Annotated in this window: 15 protein-coding genes; 14 read left to right on the forward strand and 1 reads right to left on the reverse strand. The window is 50.1% G+C overall.

Translation table 11 applies throughout. The features are described from left to right. The first annotated feature begins 48 nt into the window (after positions 1-48). From HVE01_RS16525 to HVE01_RS16565, 9 genes are all read left to right on the forward strand, one after another. Positions 49-516 (forward strand): DUF2489 domain-containing protein, encoded by a 468-nt coding sequence (locus HVE01_RS16525; protein WP_146945143.1) that lies wholly within the window; start codon positions 49-51, stop codon positions 514-516. A gap of 291 nt (positions 517-807) precedes the next feature. Next, entirely contained in the window at positions 808-1,677 is an 870-nt protein-coding gene (locus tag HVE01_RS16530) for an OmpA family protein (protein ID WP_146945144.1), read from the forward strand. A gap of 214 nt (positions 1,678-1,891) precedes the next feature. Continuing rightward, positions 1,892-3,814: a threonine--tRNA ligase gene (gene thrS, locus HVE01_RS16535; protein ID WP_146945145.1), complete on the forward strand. Its 1,923-nt coding sequence runs from the start codon at positions 1,892-1,894 to the stop codon at positions 3,812-3,814. Between the two features lie 12 nt (positions 3,815-3,826). Further along, positions 3,827-4,366 carry a translation initiation factor IF-3 gene (infC, locus tag HVE01_RS16540; protein WP_083003855.1) on the forward strand — a complete coding sequence of 180 codons (540 nt, stop codon included), beginning with the start codon at positions 3,827-3,829 and terminating at the stop codon, positions 4,364-4,366. Positions 4,367-4,447: 81 nt separating this feature from the next. Further along, complete coding sequence (gene rpmI, locus HVE01_RS16545; protein WP_009724291.1) at positions 4,448-4,642, forward strand: 50S ribosomal protein L35; 195 nt, start codon at positions 4,448-4,450, stop codon at positions 4,640-4,642. Positions 4,643-4,699: 57 nt separating this feature from the next. Beyond that, a complete protein-coding gene (gene rplT / locus HVE01_RS16550; RefSeq protein WP_009097607.1) occupies positions 4,700-5,053 on the forward strand; it encodes a 50S ribosomal protein L20 in 354 nt (117 codons plus the stop codon). 159 nt (positions 5,054-5,212) lie between these two features. After that, positions 5,213-6,232 carry a phenylalanine--tRNA ligase subunit alpha gene (gene pheS / locus HVE01_RS16555; protein ID WP_125747597.1) on the forward strand — a complete coding sequence of 340 codons (1,020 nt, stop codon included), beginning with the start codon at positions 5,213-5,215 and terminating at the stop codon, positions 6,230-6,232. A gap of 26 nt (positions 6,233-6,258) precedes the next feature. Beyond that, positions 6,259-8,640: a phenylalanine--tRNA ligase subunit beta gene (gene pheT / locus HVE01_RS16560; RefSeq protein ID WP_146945146.1), complete on the forward strand. Its 2,382-nt coding sequence runs from the start codon at positions 6,259-6,261 to the stop codon at positions 8,638-8,640. Positions 8,641-8,745: 105 nt separating this feature from the next. Then, positions 8,746-9,042: an integration host factor subunit alpha gene (locus HVE01_RS16565; RefSeq protein ID WP_009724294.1), complete on the forward strand. Its 297-nt coding sequence runs from the start codon at positions 8,746-8,748 to the stop codon at positions 9,040-9,042. A 129-nt stretch (positions 9,043-9,171) separates the two neighbouring features. On the opposite strand, the gene HVE01_RS16570 is transcribed toward HVE01_RS16565, so the two are convergent. After that, positions 9,172-9,378, reverse strand: a complete 207-nt coding sequence (locus tag HVE01_RS16570) for a DUF2788 domain-containing protein (RefSeq protein WP_125747601.1) — start codon at positions 9,376-9,378, stop codon at positions 9,172-9,174. A 142-nt stretch (positions 9,379-9,520) separates the two neighbouring features. Here HVE01_RS16570 and HVE01_RS16575 point away from each other — a divergent pair, with 142 nt between their 5' ends. From HVE01_RS16575 to clpX, 5 genes are all read left to right on the forward strand, one after another. After that, positions 9,521-9,982 (forward strand): flavodoxin domain-containing protein, encoded by a 462-nt coding sequence (locus HVE01_RS16575; protein ID WP_125747603.1) that lies wholly within the window; start codon positions 9,521-9,523, stop codon positions 9,980-9,982. A 2-nt stretch (positions 9,983-9,984) separates the two neighbouring features. Further along, positions 9,985-10,353 (forward strand): hypothetical protein, encoded by a 369-nt coding sequence (locus HVE01_RS16580; protein WP_125747605.1) that lies wholly within the window; start codon positions 9,985-9,987, stop codon positions 10,351-10,353. Positions 10,354-10,601: 248 nt separating this feature from the next. Continuing rightward, entirely contained in the window at positions 10,602-11,954 is a 1,353-nt protein-coding gene (tig, locus tag HVE01_RS16585) for a trigger factor (RefSeq protein WP_146945147.1), read from the forward strand. A gap of 62 nt (positions 11,955-12,016) precedes the next feature. Further along, positions 12,017-12,634, forward strand: a complete 618-nt coding sequence (gene clpP / locus HVE01_RS16590) for an ATP-dependent Clp endopeptidase proteolytic subunit ClpP (protein ID WP_089038315.1) — start codon at positions 12,017-12,019, stop codon at positions 12,632-12,634. Positions 12,635-12,708: 74 nt separating this feature from the next. Next, complete coding sequence (gene clpX / locus HVE01_RS16595; RefSeq protein WP_125747609.1) at positions 12,709-13,989, forward strand: ATP-dependent Clp protease ATP-binding subunit ClpX; 1,281 nt, start codon at positions 12,709-12,711, stop codon at positions 13,987-13,989. Positions 13,990-14,028 lie beyond the last annotated feature (39 nt).

Here is a 14,028-nt window from a genome sequence, read left to right on the forward strand (position 1 = left end):
GTACAATTATCGTCAAGCTTTCTACCTCTCCGTTGTGAAAGGAGCGTTATGAGTTCCACAGGAGCGCTGTTGTTATTCATCGTTGCAATGATTGTCATTGCAGCTCTTGGTTTTTATGCCTATAAGCTTCGTCAAGAGGTTAAACGTCGAGAAGCATTTCGGCTGGACGAAGAACGTCGTGCCCATCAAAACAGCCTGGAGAATCTGGATTTTGTTGCTAGTGCGCTTGTGCAAGAGCAAGTCGACATTACAGAAGGAGCTTGGCGATGCAAAGTGCTGCTTGAGATCATTGATTCTAGCCTAACAGAGCGTCCAGACTTTCAGGCGTTTGCAGAGGTGTACAATCGTACTCGGCATTTAAAAACTCACTCCGCACGTAAGCAATTGACGCCACGAGAGCGAATGCAAGAAGATAAAGAGCGTATTGCTGTTGAGGACGAAATGCGTCCTGCCGTACTTGAGGCAGCAAAAAAGATCATAGACTGGAGGTCCAAAGGATCTAGGGGTCTTCATTAACCTTGTTTAACGAGCATGGCGGGCTTTGAGTACGGTAGCCTATGTTTTTTGGCGCTTATTGCGTCAACTTTGCTATGCTGAGAATGTCGGTATTGGCAAGAAGTTGATATCTCGGCATTGTTGCCTTCTCGTGATTAAACGTTAATCATTAGAAAACGTTCAGCCTTATGGTGAAAGTACATTATTGCCATGGTGCTGAGCAGCGAAAAATGGATGCTCTCGCAAATTAGAAGCATTGGGATAGATTTGGTCTTATGACCATGTCAGCATTGGATCAAGAAGGAGTTTTGCATGAAAAAATCAACGACTGGCTTGCTAATCGGTTCTGCACTGGTGGTAGGTTTATCAGGCTGTGCCAGCTCAGCATCACAATCATCTGGCCAAACCAGCGCAAGTAGCGATCGCGATTGGTATCAGCATCCTTTCGTTTGCGGCCTGGCGGGCAGTGTTATCGGCGGCAGTATTGCATATGCAACTAGCGGCAATTCTGACGAAGATGAAAATACCGCTATTGGTGCAACTGCTGGTGCAGCGATCGGTGGTCTGTTGTGCGCTGACCGTACGCCCGAGCCCGTAGCACCACAATGCCCAAGCTATGGTGAAGTACCTGCTGGCGTTGCTGTAGATGCTGAAGGCTGCCCGCTGGACTCCGATGGTGATGGTGTGCCAGATTACCGCGATCAGTGCCCGGGAACTCCTGCTGGTGTAGCTGTTAATGCAAATGGCTGCCCACTCGATTCTGATAATGACGGTGTGCCGGATTACCGCGATCAGTGCCCCAACACTCCTGCAGGTGTTGAAGTTAACTCACTGGGCTGCCCTGAAAGCTTAGTTCTTCGCGATGTTAACTTTGAATTTGACTCCGCACAGTTAACACCGGGTGCGCAAAATGTGCTAAACGGTGTGGCTGAGCGTTTAGTTAATAACCCGAACGTCCGTGTGAGCATCGAAGGTCACACTGATTCTCGTGGGCCGGATCAGTACAACAAAAATCTGTCGCAGCGCCGTGCAGAGTCTGTTGCTGCTTACCTTGCCCAGCGTGGCGTAGGTGCTAACCGTATGCGCGCTATTGGCTACGGCGAAGAGCGTCCGGTTGCTAGCAATGATACCGATGCGGGTCGTGCACAAAACCGTCGTGTAGAAATGGATGAGTGGAACTAAGCCACGCATCGCTACGTTAAAGGGGTAGGCCATTGTGCCAGTGATTAATGCCCTTTAAGCACGAAACGGGAGGCTTATGCCTCCCGTTTTATGTTACGGCTGGCTAAATTCTGGTAGGCTGGGCAACCCTCAAAAAGCTCCTAAATACTCTCGATCATTGATAGCGAAATGTGATCCTTGGTATGGATCACCACTGCGCTCAAGGAATATCTTAATGCCCATAGTAACATTGCCGGATGGCAGTCAAAGAACGTTCGAAGCACCACTGTCTATCATGCAGCTCGCAGAATCCATTGGCCCTGGTTTGGCCAAGGCCTGTGTGGCTGGCAAGATTGACGGTGTATTGGTCGATGCTGCTGACTTGATCGAGCAAGATGCTGAAGTGGCGATAATTACCGCCCGTGATCCCGAAGGGCTTGAGATTATCCGCCATTCCTGTGCTCACTTGATTGGGCATGCGGTTAAGCAGTTATACCCTGATGCCAAAATGGCCATCGGGCCAGTGATTGATGATGGTTTTTATTACGATATTGATTTCGGCAAGTCGGTAACGCCTGACGACTTGGAAGCCATCGAAAAACGCATGCAATCACTTATTGAGCGTGATTACGACGTGGTGCGTGAGTACGTTGATCGCGACAAGGCGATGAAAACGTTTATTGAGCGTGGCGAAACGTTCAAGCAGGAAATTGTCCGCGATATACCTGAAGGTGCAACAATACGTTTGTATCACCACGAAGAGTACACGGACATGTGTCGTGGGCCGCATGTGCCGAATACACGCCACCTGAAAGCTTTCAAGCTGACCAAGCTGGCTGGCGCATATTGGCGCGGAGATGCCTCAAACCCAATGCTGACACGTATTTACGGTACAGCATGGGGCGACAAGAAGCAGCTCAAAGCTTATTTGAAGCGCCTAGAAGAGGCTGAAAAGCGAGACCATCGCAAATTGGCGCGCAAAATGGATCTTTTCCATTTGCAAGAAGAAGCCCCAGGCATGGTTTTTTGGCACCCCAATGGCTGGACGATGTACCAGGCGCTAGAAGATTACATGCGCAAAATTCAGCGAGCGCATGGTTATCAAGAGATTAAGACGCCGCAAGTAGTAGATCTTTCGTTGTGGAAGAAATCGGGCCACTGGGGGCACTACAGTGAGCTCATGTTTACTACTGAGTCAGAAAAACGTGAGTATGCGGTTAAGCCAATGAATTGTCCCTGTCATGTACAGGTATTTAATCAGGGGTTGAAAAGCTACCGCGATTTGCCGTTACGTCTAGCAGAGTTTGGTAGCTGCCACCGGAATGAACCATCGGGCTCGTTGCATGGTCTGATGCGCGTTCGTGGCTTTACTCAAGATGATGCGCATATTTTTTGTACCGAGGGTCAAATTCAGGCAGAGGCGGAAGCATTCATTGCGCTTACTCTGCAAGTTTATAAAACGCTTGGTTTCGAGGATGTTGAGCTCAAGCTGTCAACTCGTCCTGAGGACTTTCTTGGCGAAGCAGAGATGTGGGATCGGGCAGAGCGGGGGCTTGAAGCCGCGCTCAATGCGACGGGGCTTGATTGGGAGCTTCAGCCTGGAGAGGGGGCTTTTTATGGCCCGAAAATTGAATTCGCTCTGCGTGATTGCCTGAATCGTGTTTGGCAATGTGGTACTCTACAGTTAGATTTTAATTTACCAGGGCGCTTAGGCGCGCAATACGTTGATGAAGATGGGACACGAAAGACCCCTGTGATGCTTCATCGTGCTATCTTAGGTTCTTTTGAACGGTTCTTGGGAATCCTAATTGAGCACTATGCTGGTGCGATGCCGCTATGGTTGGCGCCTCAGCAAGCTGTGTTGATGACCATTACTGATGCGCAGCGTGATTATGCGCTTGAGTTGGAGCAACGGCTGCAAAAAAATGGCTTACGAGTTAAAGCGGACTTGAGGAACGAGAAGATCGGCTTTAAAATCCGTGAGCATACGTTACAGAAAGTTCCCTATCTCCTTGTGGTGGGAGATAAGGAAGTCGAAGCTGACTCAGTGGCCGTGCGAACTCGCAGCGGCGAAAACCTCGGTACAATGACAGTCGATGAATTCATCGAACGTTGTAATGCAGAGCGAGCAGCCCTGGCGACATCGTCAATTGCCTAAGGAGACGGAGCAATCAAGCGAAGCAATCAGCGCGGGCGTCCACAAGACAAGCGCCCACCAATGAACGAGAGAATTACCGAAGAAGAAGTACGTTTGATCGATGCTGAAGGTGAACAGTTGGGTGTTGTGCCCACCACCGAAGCACTTGAGCGTGCAGAAGCTGCCGGTTTAGATCTCGTACAAATTTCGAATGCCGATCCCATTGTTTGTAAGATTATGGATTACGGCAAATTTGTTTTTGAGACGAAGAAGCAGAAAGCGGCTCAAAAGAAAAAGCAGAAGCAAATTCAGGTCAAGGAAGTCAAATTCCGTCCTGGCACTGACGAAGGCGATTATCAGGTCAAGCTAAAAAACCTGACGCGCTTTCTAGAAGGTGGTGATAAAGGCAAAGTCACATTGCGCTTCCGTGGTCGTGAAATGGCGCACCAGGACATTGGTCGTAAACTAATGGAACGGATTGCGGCAGACCTGGAAGAGATCGGAGCGGTAGAATCTTTCCCGAAAATGGAAGGGCGCCAGATGATCATGATTATTGCCCCGAAGAAGAAGTGATCCAACGGCGAAGCTAACGGGTCAGCGTGAGAGCGCTGATCGGCCCTGGGTTTTCTAAAAAATATCGAGCGGAGTTTTCTCATGCCGAAAATCAAAAGTAACAGTGGCGCTGCCAAGCGCTTTAAAAAGACCGCTAATGGCTTCAAGCACAAGCAGTCTTTCCGTAGCCACATCTTGACTAAGAAGTCGACCAAGCGTAAGCGTCAGCTACGTGGCATGAAGCAGATCCATGCTTCTGACAAAGCGCTGATTCAGCGCATGCTGCCGAATCTGTAAGGTCGAATTTTCTTATCTGAGTGCATTTAGCCTCAGCCATAAAGTCAGGAGTGTGTTATGACTCGTGTTAAGCGTGGCGTAGTTGCCCGTCGTCGCCATAAAAAAGTATTGAAGCAGGCTAAAGGTTACTACGGAGCCCGTTCGCGTGTTTTCCGTGTTGCCAAACAGGCTGTCATCAAAGCCGGTCAGTATGCTTACCGTGACCGCCGCAACCGCAAGCGTCAATTCCGCGCTCTGTGGATTCAGCGTATTAACGCTGGTGCGCGCATCAATGGCATGTCTTACAGCCGCTTTGTTGGCGGTCTGAAGAAAGCCGGCATTGAAATTGATCGTAAAGTATTGGCCGACCTGGCGGTACACGAGAAAGCTGCATTTGCGGCTATCGTGGAAAAAGCCAAGGCTGCCCAATAAGACGCATTGCACTGAGTTTAATCTCAGTGTGACGTGTTAGAGGTCATTTCAGTGTGACCCATGCAGGGGAAGAGCAGCCGCTCTTCCCCTGTTTTTTTGTCACCTTCAACATGCCAGCCATCTTTAGAGATGGAAAACGCTTAATTCGGAGTGAATCGGATGGACCATCTTCCTACTCTGGTGTCAGAGGCTCGCGATGCTATTCATGCGGCGCAAAGTGTCTCTGCTCTAGATGAGTTGCGCGTACGTTACTTGGGTAAAAAAGGCGAAGTGACGGCCTTGTTGAAAGGCTTAGGCAAGCTATCAGCAGAAGAGCGTCCTGCCGCCGGTGAGCAAATTAATCAGGCGAAGCAGACCCTGGCAGCTGAAATTGATGCAAAACGTCAGCAGCTTGAAAGTGAAGCGCTTAACGCTCGCTTGGCCGCTGAAAAAATTGACGTAACACTGCCTGGTCGCGGCCAAGAGAATGGCGGTCTACATCCCGTCACTCGTACGCTTGAGCGTATTGAAGGTTTGTTTACTAGAATTGGTTACGATGTGGCGGTAGGGCCAGAAATTGAAGATGACTATCATAATTTCGAAGCGCTAAATATACCCGCTCACCACCCCGCGCGTGGGATGGCAGATACTTTCTATTTCGATGCTACGCGCTTGTTACGTACTCACACATCGCCAGTTCAAGTGCGTACTATGAAAAGTAGTGAGCCACCGATCCGTATTGTTTGCCCTGGTCGTGTCTACCGTAGTGATTCAGATCTCACCCACACTCCAATGTTTCATCAAGTGGAAGGTCTGTTGGTTGATGAAGGTGTGAGCTTTGCAGATCTTAAGGGCACTATCGAGGATTTTCTCCAGGCGTTTTTTGAGCGCGATGATCTGTCAGTGCGCTTCCGCCCCTCTTACTTTCCATTCACTGAGCCTTCCGCTGAGGTCGACATTCAGTGCGTGATGTGTAGCGGTGCTGGTTGTCGTGTCTGCTCTCATAGCGGCTGGTTAGAGATTATGGGCTGTGGGATGGTGCATCCCGAGGTGTTTAGGCACTCAGGTATTGATGCTGAGCGCTACACAGGGTTTGCGTTTGGTATGGGTGCCGAGCGGCTTGCGATGCTGCGCTACGGCGTCAATGACCTACGTCTGTTCTTTGAGAACGATCTGCGTTTTCTTCGCCAATTTACCTAAGACCGCTGCCAACGACGGGAATCAATATGAAATTTTCAGAACAGTGGCTGCGTGACTGGGTGGCTCCGCAGCTTGATACACAGGCAATTGCTGATCAAATTACTATGGCAGGCCTTGAAGTCGATGCTATCGAGGCTGTTGCGTCTGCGTTTAGTGGCGTAGTGGTAGCGGAAGTGCTGACTAAAGAGAAGCACCCAGATGCTGATAAGCTCAACGTATGTACCGTCAATGATGGTACCGGCGAGCCTGTTCAGGTTGTTTGTGGTGCTGCCAATGTCGATGTTGGTCAAAAAATTCCGTTTGCTCAGGTGGGAGGTGTTCTGCCGGGCGACTTTAAAATCAAAAAAGCCAAATTGCGTGGTGTTGAGTCACGTGGAATGATTTGCTCGGCTTCAGAGCTAGGCCTTGAGGAAGAGACGTCACCAGGTATTTTTGTGCTGCCTGCCTCTGCGCCGGTAGGTCTAAGTTTTCGCGAGTACATGCAGCTCGATGACATGACCATTGAAGTTGATCTCACGCCGAATCGTGGTGATTGCCTGAGTATTAAAGGGCTGGCTCGAGAGGTTGGGGTGCTCAATCGTCTTCCGGTGAGTGGGCCTGAGATTGTAGCCATTGAAGCCAGTATTGACGATACTTTCCCAGTGCGTATTGAAGCGCCGGAGCAGTGCCCGCGCTACCTGGGTCGCATTATTAGAGGGGTGGATGTTGGCGTCGAAACCCCGCTGTGGATGGTGGAGCGCCTCCGGCGTAGCGGTGTTCGTTCCATTGACCCTGTCGTTGATGTGACTAACTACGTGATGTTAGAGCTTGGTCAGCCGTTGCATGCGTTTGATCGTGACAATCTTCACGGCGGTATTACCGTTCGCTTGGCGCGTAATGAAGAGCGGCTGACTTTGTTGGACGGTCAGGAAGTAGCGCTAAGACCTGAGACACTGGTTATTGCTGATGATGAAGGTCCGCTAGCAATGGCGGGCATTATGGGGGGCGAGAACTCAGGGGTAAGTAATAAGACCGATACGATTTTCTTGGAAGCTGCCTATTTTACGCCGCTGGCTATTGCAGGTCAGGCGCGTTCTTACGGTCTTCATACAGATGCATCGCATCGTTTTGAGCGCGGCGTTGATCCGGCGCTTGCCAGTGTAGCGATTGAACGTGCCACTCAGCTTCTAATGGAGATATGTGGTGGTCAGGCTGGGCCTGTTACTGAGTCGTCCAGTGGTGAAAACCTACCAGCTCCGCGTAATATTGTATTGCGCGAGGCGCGTTTAGCGAGTGCGCTGTCGAAGCGGCTGCCCACTGACGATGTGACTGACATCCTACAGCGTCTAGGGCTGGCGGTAGAGAAGCAGGCAGATGGCTGGTTAGTCACAGCGCCTAGCTGGCGATTTGACGTGTCGATCGAAGAAGATCTCATAGAAGAGATTGCCAGGGTCCATGGTTACAACAACTTGCCAGTTCGACGCCCGGCGGCGCGTTTGGCACTGCGTCCGGCAAACGAGGCGGTGCTAACTCAAGCTCGGCTGCGTAACCAAATGGTTGCTCGTGGTTTTCAGGAAGCGGTGACTTATAGCTTTGTTGCGCCTGATCTCCAAGCGGTGATGTTGCCAGACGCTATTTCGCCAGTGTTGGCGAATCCGATTTCATCAGATCTATCGGTAATGCGGGCTAGTTTGTTCCCAGGCTTAGTGCGTGCACTTGAGCATAACCTGAACCGTCAGCAAGCCCGGGTCAGGTTGTTTGAAACTGGCTTGGTATTTAATGGTCATTTGGACAACCTTTCACAGGTCCCGATGATGGGGGCGCTAGTGTGCGGAGGTCGTGAGGCTGAAGGTTGGTGCGGGGCTAAAGCCCAAGTCGATTTTTACGACCTGAAAGGCGACTTAGAAAGCTTGCTGGCGCTTGGTGGCGCGCTTGATGCTTGGCGTTTTGAGCCAGGTGAGCATCCTTCGCTCCACCCTGGGCAAACAGCGAAGCTGTTGCATAATGGTCAGCCTGCCGGTTGGATTGGTACCTTGCATCCTCAGGTACGAGCCAAGCTAGGGCTGAAAGTTGATGCCGTTATGTTTGAGGTTCGCTTAGATGCGCTGAGCGAAGGGCTTATCCCGGCCTTTGAGCCGCTGTCACGCTATCCAGAAGTTCGTCGTGACTTGGCTTTCACTGTGAAGACGGAGGTGCCGGTTCAAGCGCTGCTTGACTGCGCAAAAGCGCAAGCTGGCGACTACTTAAAAGATATTAAGCTATTTGATGTCTATGCTGGTAAGGGGGTAGCGGATGGTCACAAGAGTATTGCATTGGGCTTGACGTGGCAGCACGGATCACGCACGCTAAATGATGATGAAATCAACCTGTTGGTAGATTCCATCGTATCGCAAGTGCGAGCAGAATTAGATGCTGAGCTACGTGGATAGGATTTGTAGGTAGGTGTGAAGGACTGTTACGTGAATAATTAATAATGCCATGACACGACGCTTATCACGTTCTTGGCAATGCGTTTGCTACATGGAGGGGGCCTTATGGGTGCGTTGACCAAAGCAGAGCTAGCAGAACATTTACACACGGAGCTCGCGCTGTCGAAGCGAGAAGCAAAAGCCATGGTTGAGGCTTTTTTTGAAGAAATCCGTGCCTGTTTACGCGAAAACGAGCAGGTTAAGCTATCGGGTTTCGGCAATTTCGATTTGCGTGATAAGCGCGAAAGACCGGGGCGTAACCCCAAGACAGGTGAAGAAATTCCCATTTCTGCACGGCGAGTTGTCACTTTTCGTCCCGGTCAAAAACTCAAGCAACAGGTAGAGCGCTATACAAGTAGCTAACTTACGTGTAGCGGGAGTTAAGGCGCATTGGTTCGGTGACTTAATGTATCGAGCGGTTGCGTTGAACTGATGTGCAGAATGGTAATAAATGAAAAGGAGTACCTTCTGGTGCTCCTTTTTAATTTTGGACTAAAGCCCACGTCCTTCAAGGAGCCAAGTGATCACTACCTTAAGGATATAACCCAGCATGCCAGCACCTAGAACGATAAAAAGCATGATGGTGCCAAACTTTCCTGCGTTGGATTTCTTGGCTAAGTCCCAAATAATAAAGCACATAAACACGATTAAGCCGCCGATCATGACCGGTGTTATCCATGCCTCAAAAAGCTGCTGCATAAGATTTCCTACTGAGTGATTGATAGCGCCTTATGAGAAGGCGTGTGTCGTTTTTGCGAGTCGTGTTAATATTTGACCAAATTCATCGGGTATTTGTCGACTGAACAAAGCGCAGTGCGACACTATTGCAGAGGAGTAGGCCATGCCAACGCTAACGATTCTAGTCGGTACGATGTACGGTGGCGCGCTAGATGTCGCAGAGCAAGTAAAGCCGTTGTTTGAGCAGGCTGGCTACAGTGTTGCTATTTCTGAGCAGCCGACGATAGACGATTTGACCAATAGCCAGGATCTTACGCTGTTTTGTGTATCAACCACGGGCAGTGGAGATTATCCGGGAAATTTTGTTGCTTTTGTGCGCGGGCTACAGGAAAAAAGCCCCTCGCTTACATCGTTGCGTTATGGGTTGATTGCGCTGGGCGATAGCTCCTACGGAGACACGTTCTGTGGGGCGGGAAGAGCGCTCGACGCATTATTAGCAGATCACGGCGCAACGCGCTTAGGTGAGCGGCTAGAGGTGGATGCAATGGAGACCTTTATGGCAGATGACGCCGCTATTCCGTGGGTGGAAGAGTGGATTGAGTCTCAACAGCTGAAGGTTGCTTAATCATGCAGCGAGTCCCTTTTTCTCCAGAACGTATTAGCGTTGCCGTCGGACTTTGCATTGTGATGTTGGCCGCAATACCTCGTTACATGGTAGAAGGGCATGAGACACGCCAGACATTGTTACTTGTTGCGCTAGTCATTGTGGTAGGGGCTGCTGCTGTACAGTGGAAAATGCTGTCGGTTGAGGCACGAAAAGCGCTGCCGAAATTATGCCAGCGCTTGCTGCTTATGCTGCTAATGGGTGCCTTAGTGATGGGGGCATGGCACGGTCTGTTTACCGACTGGATTAGCTGGCAAGTGTTTATTTCCCACGCAGCAACCTGCGGTTTGCTATTTCATGCTGTTTCTTTGTGGTGGGTAAAGCGCGATTAAAAGCCTCCATTTTAGAAATGATAATCAGGCTACAAGGCTTCGTGTAACGTTTAAAAATAATTTTGACTGCATTATGGTCAAAAAACGACCTAAAATGGTCGTTTTGCTAGTGATTACCCTTGTATTTGTGGGTTATGCCCCCATCTTGCGAGCATGGCGCTTGCCACGATGCGCTAGGGTTCTTAAAATTGCCCCCTTGTACTTATTTTACGCAATCAACATAACGCCCAGCCGCTAGAGGACAATTCATGCAAGTTTCCGTCGAGACGACCTCCCAGATCGAACGCCGTATCACTATTCAGGTGCCGGCCGCCGAAATCGACGAGGCCGTCAGCGCTCGCTTAGTAGACACTGCGAAAAACGTTCGCCTGAATGGTTTTCGCCAAGGCCGAGTGCCGATGGCTGTAGTTCGTCAGCGCTATGGCGACAGCGTGCGCAATGAAGTGGTAGGTGAAGTGATGCGTGAGCGCTATGTGCGTGCCATCACGGAAGAGGGCCTTAATCCTGCTGGTTTTCCCCAGATTGAGCCAAAAGTAAACCAAACTGGCAAAGACCTAGAGTTTGTGGCAGTTATGGAAATCTACCCGCAGGTTGAGCTTGCGTCTATCGAAGGCACTGAGGTTGAGCGTCCAGTAGTGACGGTCAGCGATGCTGATGTCGACGAAATGATCGATACACTGCGTAAGCAAAATGCTGCATGGGAAGAAGTAGACGCCGCTGCTGCTGATGGCGATCAAGTGACTATCGACTTCCAGGGCTTCCTGGGTGATGAGCCGTTTGAAGGTGGAAGTGCTGAGGGCCATGCTTTAGTTATTGGCTCTAACAGCTTCATCCCAGGCTTTGAAGAGCAGTTGATCGGTGCGAAGGCAGGTGATGAGAAAACCATTACTGTTACCTTCCCTGAAGATTACCAAGCCGAGCACCTAGCAGGCCAAGAAGCCACCTTTAAAGTCACTGTCCATAAAGTCAGTAGCCAAACGCTGCCGGCCGTAGACGCTGAGTTTATTGCGCGCTTTGGTGTTGAAGATGGCGATGAAGAAAAATTCCGCGCTGAAATCAAAAAGAACATGACGCGTGAAGCGGCCCAGGCGGTGGATAACCGTGTTAAGCAGCAAGTATTAGACGCGCTGAAAAAAGCGAACGATATTCCTGTGCCAAGCGCGCTTGTTCAGCAAGAAACTGACGGTATGAAGCGTCAGGCAGCACAGCAGTTCGGTCTGGGCGAGGACTTCGATGTCAGCCAGCTACCGAATGAGCTCTTTGAAGCGCAAGCGAAAGGCCGCGTCCAAGTAGGACTGCTGCTTGCCGAGGTTATCAAGGCGAATGAGCTGGACGCTGATGATGATGCAATTAAAGCTAAGGTTGAAGAGCTGGCAGAGCAGTATCAGGATCCTTCCGAAGTGGTTGAATACTACATGGGTAATGAGCAGCTCAAAACCCAGGTGAAGTCTGCCATCCTAGAAGAGAAGGCTGTCGATAAGCTGCTGGAGCAGACGAACGTTAAAGACGTTGAAATGTCATACCAGCAGGCATTGACGGCGGCTCAGCAACAGGCCGAGCAAGATGAAGATGTTGAAGAAAGCGAGCAAGCTAGCGCCTAACTTCATCGCGTGGCGCACCCGCTGTGGGTGCGCTTTCCCTTACCGGACGCAAGGAATCACGAATGAGTGAGTTTGATATTCAAAACGCCGGCGGTTTAGTGCCCATGGTGGTTGAGCAGAGCGCCAAAGGGGAAAGAGCCTATGACATCTACTCACGCCTGCTAAAAGAGCGTGTTATTTTCCTGGTTGGACCAGTGGAAGATTACATGGCGAATTTAGTGGTAGCACAGCTGCTGTTTCTTGAGTCAGAGAACCCTGATAAAGATATTCACCTTTACATCAATTCGCCAGGTGGATCTGTTACCGCAGGCATGTCTATCTATGACACCATGCAATTCATTAAGCCTGATGTATCGACCGTATGTATTGGTCAAGCGGCTAGCATGGGGGCATTGTTACTGACGGCAGGCGCAGCAGGTAAGCGTTATTGTTTGCCTAATTCCCGTGTGATGATTCACCAGCCGCTGGGTGGCTACCAAGGCCAAGCGTCTGATATCGAGATTCACACCCGTGAGATTTTAGGTATTCGTGAAAAACTGAACCAGATTTTAGCCCATCATACAGGTCAAGAACTTGATACTGTTGCTCGGGATACTGACCGTGACAACTTTATGAGCGCCACTAAAGCCCAAGAGTATGGCTTGATTGACGCAGTGCTGGATAAGCGGCCTACATCCTGATAGCGTGGTAGGATTCTGCTTTTCTAACGAGCTTTTCCGGCGGCGTAAGCCGCCGCAGTGATAGAGGTACGCGAATGGCCGACGGCAAAGGCAAGGACGAAGGTGGCAAGCTTTTATACTGCTCGTTTTGTGGTAAAAATCAAAACGAAGTACGTAAGCTAATTGCAGGCCCGTCCGTATATATCTGCGATGAGTGTGTCGACTTATGTAATGACATCATTCGCGAAGAAGTTCTCGAAGCCGATGCCGAGAGCGATGAGGAGCGTTTACCTACGCCTCGCGAAATACGTCATACGTTAGACGACTATGTCATCGGACAAGATCGCGCCAAAATGGTGCTATCTGTAGCGGTTTATAACCACTACAAGCGTCTTAAGACGGAAGTGCGTGAAGGCGATGTAGAGCTAGGTAAATCAAATATTCTGCTTATTGGTCCTACTGGTAGTGGTAAAACACTGTTGGCGGAAACCATGGCGCGGCTATTGAATGTACCTTTTACCATTGCCGATGCCACTACGCTGACAGAAGCAGGTTATGTGGGTGAAGATGTTGAAAACATCATCCAAAAGCTTCTGCAGAAGTGTGATTACGACGTCGAAAAGGCTGAGCGAGGCATTGTTTATATCGATGAAATCGATAAGATTTCGCGAAAGTCTGATAACCCTTCCATCACGCGCGATGTGTCGGGTGAGGGTGTCCAACAGGCACTGCTCAAGTTAATTGAAGGCACAACGGCATCCGTGCCGCCGCAGGGTGGTCGTAAGCATCCCCAGCAAGAGTTTGTTCAGGTCAATACGGCCAACATGCTGTTTATTGTGGGTGGCGCCTTTGCGGGACTTGATAAAGTTATCCGTGACCGCGCTGAGAAAGGTGGCATTGGTTTCAATGCTAGCGTGAAGAGCAAAGAGTCTTCGCGCGGTGTCGGTGAATTATTGGCCGACGTAGAACCCGATGATTTAGTGAAATTTGGTTTAATTCCTGAGTTCGTTGGACGTCTGCCCGTGATTGCGACGCTCACTGAGCTAAATGAAGATGCGTTGGTGCAGATCTTAACTGAGCCTAAAAACTCGCTGGTTAAGCAGTACGCCAAGCTCTTTGAAATGGAAGATGTGACGCTTGAGTTTAGAGACGAAGCGTTGCGTGCAGTGGCTAGTAAGGCAATGGAACGTAAAACGGGCGCGCGAGGCCTGCGATCAATCCTTGAGTCTGTGCTGCTAGACACCATGTATGAGATTCCTTCGCTTGAAGGTGTTAGCAAAGTGGTGATTGATAGTTCAGTGATTGCTGGCGAGAGTGAGCCGCTACTGATCTATTCGCAGCAGGAAGATGCTCGTGTTGATGGCACTGACGGTTAGTCCTGACGTGCGCGCCACGGCCTAGCTTTTACCGCTTGC

The organism is Vreelandella venusta (genome assembly GCF_007989605.1).
GTDB lineage: Bacteria > Pseudomonadota > Gammaproteobacteria > Pseudomonadales > Halomonadaceae > Vreelandella > Vreelandella venusta.

Coding starts and splice junctions, on each gene's coding strand:
- HVE01_RS16525 (WP_146945143.1), top strand. CDS start 49: ATGAGTTCCACAGGAGCGCTGTTGTTATTCATCGTTGCAATGATTGTC.
- HVE01_RS16530 (WP_146945144.1), top strand. CDS start 808: ATGAAAAAATCAACGACTGGCTTGCTAATCGGTTCTGCACTGGTGGTA.
- thrS (WP_146945145.1), top strand. CDS start 1,892: ATGCCCATAGTAACATTGCCGGATGGCAGTCAAAGAACGTTCGAAGCA.
- rpmI (WP_009724291.1), top strand. CDS start 4,448: ATGCCGAAAATCAAAAGTAACAGTGGCGCTGCCAAGCGCTTTAAAAAG.
- rplT (WP_009097607.1), top strand. CDS start 4,700: ATGACTCGTGTTAAGCGTGGCGTAGTTGCCCGTCGTCGCCATAAAAAA.
- pheS (WP_125747597.1), top strand. CDS start 5,213: ATGGACCATCTTCCTACTCTGGTGTCAGAGGCTCGCGATGCTATTCAT.
- pheT (WP_146945146.1), top strand. CDS start 6,259: ATGAAATTTTCAGAACAGTGGCTGCGTGACTGGGTGGCTCCGCAGCTT.
- HVE01_RS16565 (WP_009724294.1), top strand. CDS start 8,746: ATGGGTGCGTTGACCAAAGCAGAGCTAGCAGAACATTTACACACGGAG.
- HVE01_RS16570 (WP_125747601.1), bottom strand. CDS start 9,378: ATGCAGCAGCTTTTTGAGGCATGGATAACACCGGTCATGATCGGCGGC.
- HVE01_RS16575 (WP_125747603.1), top strand. CDS start 9,521: ATGCCAACGCTAACGATTCTAGTCGGTACGATGTACGGTGGCGCGCTA.
- HVE01_RS16580 (WP_125747605.1), top strand. CDS start 9,985: ATGCAGCGAGTCCCTTTTTCTCCAGAACGTATTAGCGTTGCCGTCGGA.
- tig (WP_146945147.1), top strand. CDS start 10,602: ATGCAAGTTTCCGTCGAGACGACCTCCCAGATCGAACGCCGTATCACT.
- clpP (WP_089038315.1), top strand. CDS start 12,017: ATGAGTGAGTTTGATATTCAAAACGCCGGCGGTTTAGTGCCCATGGTG.
- clpX (WP_125747609.1), top strand. CDS start 12,709: ATGGCCGACGGCAAAGGCAAGGACGAAGGTGGCAAGCTTTTATACTGC.